General features: G+C 72.3%; 3 protein-coding genes and 1 pseudogene. All 4 read left to right on the top strand.

Annotation, left to right across the window (positions count from 1 at the left end):
* A pseudogene (locus VR45_RS21990) lies at positions 1–219 on the top strand (ABC transporter permease); the annotation flags it as partial.
* A gap of 146 nt (positions 220–365) precedes the next feature.
* Positions 366–1,358: an ABC transporter substrate-binding protein gene (locus VR45_RS21985; RefSeq protein ID WP_078896729.1), complete on the top strand. Its 993-nt coding sequence runs from the start codon at positions 366–368 to the stop codon at positions 1,356–1,358.
* A 200-nt stretch (positions 1,359–1,558) separates the two neighbouring features.
* Positions 1,559–2,293, top strand: coding sequence for a hypothetical protein (locus VR45_RS44380; RefSeq protein ID WP_052709274.1), 735 nt, complete (start codon positions 1,559–1,561; stop codon positions 2,291–2,293).
* Between the two features lie 1,019 nt (positions 2,294–3,312).
* The coding region (locus tag VR45_RS21975) for a chitinase (protein ID WP_045941522.1) at positions 3,313–4,490 on the top strand (1,178 nt) is incomplete at its 3' end.

Below are 4,490 nucleotides of genomic sequence, written 5' to 3'. Positions count from 1 at the left end.
GCGACCGCGACGGTGGCCGCGTACGTCGGGCTCGGCGGCCTCGGCCGGTACGTCGTCGACGGGCTGGCCACCCGGGACTACGCGGCGACGGTCGGCGGCGCACTGCTGGTCGTCCTGCTGGCCGTCGCGGCCCAGGCGTTCTTCGCCCTGCTGGCCCGGTACGCGCTCCCGCCCGGGTTGCGGGCGCAGCAGCGGGCCGCGGACCGCCGGTCGTCGTGACCGCGCGGGCCGGCGTCCCGGCCACCGTGCTTCCGGCCCCCGCCCCGGCCCCCACCGCCCTCCCCTCACTTCACTTCACTCCGCTTCCGTTCCCGCTCCCGGCTTGCCCTTCCCGAGTTGACCACCCCGAGAGGACACCTGTCACCATGTCGACATTCATCCCGCTGAACGGCTCCACCGCCCCGAAGCCGGCCGGAGCGGGTCCGGTGCGCCGGACCGCCGCCGTGGCGGCCCTGGCCGCGCTCGCCCTCGCCGCGACCGCCTGCTCCTCCTCCGGCGGCGACCCGCTGGGCGGCGGCGCATCGACCTCGGCGGCCGGCGGCGCCGGCACCTCCGCGGCCCCCGCCCCCGGTGGGACGGTCGTGGTCGGTTCCGCGAACTTCCCCGAGAACGTGCTGCTCGGCTCGATCTACGCCCAGGCGCTCCGGGCCAAGGGCGTGAAGGTCGAGGAGAAGTTCAACATCGGCAGCCGCGAGGTGCTCTACGGGCAGCTGCAGAGCGGCAGCCTCTCCGTCCTGCCCGAGTACAACGGCGCACTGCTCGCCTACCTGGGCGGCAAGTCGGCCGACCCGACCGCGGCGGCGGTCAATGCCGAGCTGACGAAGACGCTGCCCGCCTCGCTCGGGATCCTGGAGTCCTCCCCCGCCGAGGACAAGGACACCCTGAGCATCAGCCAGGAGAGCGCCGACAAGCTCGGGCTCAAGACCATCGCGGACCTGGCCGCCAAGGCGGGCGAGTTCACCATCGGCGGCCCGCCGGAGTTCAAGTCGCGGCAGGAGCAGCCGCTGAAGGACGTCTACGGCCTGACGTTCAAGGAGTGGAAGTCGACCGGCGAGACCACGGCCAACGCCGTCAAGGACGGCTCGATCCAGGTCGGCAACGTCTTCTCCACCGATCCGAAGATCACCCAGCTGAAGCTCGTCCCGCTCGCCGACCCGAAGAACCTGTTCGGCGCCCAGAACGTCACCCCGCTGGTCAACAAGGCCAAGGTGGACGCGACGACGACCGGTGCGCTCAACGCGGTGTCGGCCAAGCTGGACACGGCGGGGCTGCTGGCGCTGATGAAGAAGGTCGCGGTGGACAAGGAGGACCCGTCGGCGGTGGCCAAGGACTGGCTGAAGAGCAGCGGACTGTCCTGACCTCCGGGTCGGAGGGAAGCCGCCGCGGGGCGGGACCGGTCGGGAGGATGGTCCCGCCCCGCGGCGGCTTCCGCCTTCCGGCTCCGGCTCCGGCTCCGGCGCCGGCTCCGGGGCCGGGGCCGGCTACGGAGAGGGCGGGGCGTCGATCCCGGGTTCGGCAGATCTTCCCTTGAACGGCGCGAACATGACAGTGTGACGGCATGCGCACTCGCCTTCTCGCCGCCACCCTCACGGCATTCGCCGCGGTGAGCCTCGCCGCGTGCTCCAGCTCCGGCTCGGGCTCCGGCACCACCGCGGCCGGCACCACGGCCCCCGGCTCCCCCGGCGTTTCGGCCACCGCGACCGAATCCGGGCCCGCCCCGGGAGCCACCGACACGCCCGGCACGGGAGCCGCCGGCACGGCCGGCAGCACCGCGGGGTCCACCCCCGGCGGGACGGCCGGCAGCTCGGCCGGAACCACCGCTGGAACGACCGCCGGGGCGAGCACCGGAACGACCGCCGGGGCGACCGGGTCCGCGACCGCGAACCCGCCCGCCCCGGCAGCCACCGGTCCCGCACCGGCCACCGGCGCACCCGCCGACTCCCCGGCCCCGGCCGACCCCAACAAGCCGCCGGCCGAGCCCCCGGCCGCGCCGAAGCCGGCACCGCCCGCCGACGCGGGACTGCCGACAAAGCCCGCCGCCGATGTCACGGCGCAGCTGGTGGCCGCCCTGGACGCGATCGATCCGGCGATCGTCGGCGGAAAGCCCGAGCAGGCCGTCGACCGGGCCCGCAACCAGTGCCAGGCGATGTACCAGTTCCCGAAGGACCGGGCCAAGTTGATCGAGCTGGCCGACCAGCGCTTCACGGATCCCGCCCATCCCCAGGGTTTCGGGGCCGAGAAGGCGGAAAAAATCCTCGACGCGCTGCGCACCGTTCTCTGCCCGTCGGTCTGAGCCAGGCCCGACAGGTCCCGATCGGCCCGGTGTCCTGAGCGCCGGGCCCGCCGTGGCCGCGCGCGACGACCACCCGCGCGGCCACGGCACACACCTGCCGCCGGCTCAGACGGCACTCCAGGCGGTGTCCTTGTCGTCGGACGAGATGAAGTCCATGGTTCCTCCTCTCCAGGGGTGGGCGGGCGTACGGACATGAGCGTCTGCGCGGGAAGGCCGGCGGAGCGGCGCACCCGCGGACGGACGCGTACAGGTGGAACGAACAACGGGGCGACGGACGCACCGCGCGCGCCGACCGGTGCCCCGACGGACCGGAACCCGGCCCGACCGGGGCGGTCGTGACGGCGAGCGGTCGTCACGGCGAGCGGTCATCACAACGCGAGGGCGTCACAATGCGAGGGCGTCACGGCGCAAAAGGTGTTCGGGCCCGCCGACGGACCGGAGGACGGACCGGCGGCGGACGAGCGGCGAGGCGAACGGACACGGTCCGGCCGTCGGCCACCGGAGGCGGCGGACGGGGACCCGGGAGCCGGGGGCTCACCCGTGCGGGCGGCAGCCGCCCTCTCTGTCGAGCTTCCAGTCGAGGTCTCGCATGACTCCGATGATGTCGGAGCGCCCGCGCCGGTCACAACCGGATTGTTCGACGGTTGACCTTTCCTCGGCCAACCTCACCCCTTCGCCGACGAACTGTTAGGACTCTTGACAGACGAGTGGTCTAGTCCAACCATAGGCATGTCGATCCGACCGGGATGCACTGTGGGGGTGTGACCACCGGCGGCTGAGGCGCTGCCCTGCTCCGCTCCGCCCCCAGGCCCCGTCACGGCCCATGCGCGCGTCCGCGCACGCCGTCCGCCGTGCCCTGCGTCCTTGGGGTTTGCACACCCCCGAGCACCGCCCGCCGTACGGCCGAAAAGCTCCTCTCCCGGCCCGGCACGTCCACCCCGCGCGTCCGTCCCGGACGCCGCGGCACAGTCCCGCACGCTTCACCAACGTCCTGCCCCACCACGTCTGTTGGAGAACCCATGCGTCTACCCAGAACACTCAAGGCCGCCCTGACGGCCTGTGTCACGCTCGTCGCGTCCGCCGGCCTGGTCGCCGGTGCGACGTCGGCGGGCGCGGCGCCGACCGGCCCGGCCACCGCCGAGGTCACGGCGGCGGCGACCCCGCTCCCCACCCGGGTGTTCGCCCCCTACTTCGAGGCCTGGACCGGCGAGAGCCCGGCCACGCTGGCCGCGCAGTCCGGCGCCAAGTACCTGACGATGGCGTTCCTGCAGACCGCCACCAAGGGCTCCTGCACGCCGTACTGGAACGGCGACACCTCGCTGCCCGTCGCGCAGTCCTCGTTCGGCGCCGACTTCGCCAGGATCCGTGCCAACGGCGGCGACGTCATCCCGTCGTTCGGCGGCTACACCGCCGACACCACCGGCACCGAACTGGCCGACAGCTGCACCGACGTCAACCAGATCGCCGCCGCGTACGAGAACCTCATCACCACGTACGAGATCAGCCGGATCGACCTCGACATCGAGGTCGACTCGCTGGACAACTCGGCCGGTGTCGACCGCCGCAACAAGGCGATCAAGCTGGTCCAGGACTGGGCCGCCGCCAACGGCCGGCAGATCCAGTTCTCCTACACGCTGCCGACCACCACCAGCGGACTCGCCGCCAGCGGACTCGCGGTGCTGAAGAACGCCGTCACCAACAACGCCAAGATCGACGTCGTCAACATGATGACGTTCGACTACTACGACAACGCCGCCCACGACATGGCGGCCGACACCCAGACCTCCGCCACCGGCCTGTACAACCAGCTGGCGAAGCTCTACCCGACCAAGACCCCGGCGCAGCTGTGGGGTTCGATCGGCATCACCGAGATGATCGGCGTCGACGACTTCGGCCCGGCGGAGACCTTCACCCTCGCCAACGCCACCACCGTCTACAACTGGGCGGTCTCGAAGGGCATCAACACGCTGTCCTTCTGGGCGCTGCAGCGCGACAACGGCAGCTGCGCCGGCGCCGCCGCCCGTGACGACTGCTCCGGAATCGCCCAGAACACCTGGGACTTCACCAAGATCTTCGCCCCGTTCACCAGCAACACCCAGCCGGTGAACGACTTCTCGGTCGGCGTGAACCCCAACTCGGGCACCGTCGTGGCCGGTTCCTCGGCGACCGCGACCATCAGCACCGCGGTGGTCTCCGG

The organism is Streptomyces sp. NRRL S-495, assembly GCF_000966955.1.
Lineage (GTDB): Bacteria > Actinomycetota > Actinomycetes > Streptomycetales > Streptomycetaceae > Kitasatospora > Kitasatospora purpeofusca.
This window is presented reverse-complemented; position numbering and strand designations above follow the sequence as displayed.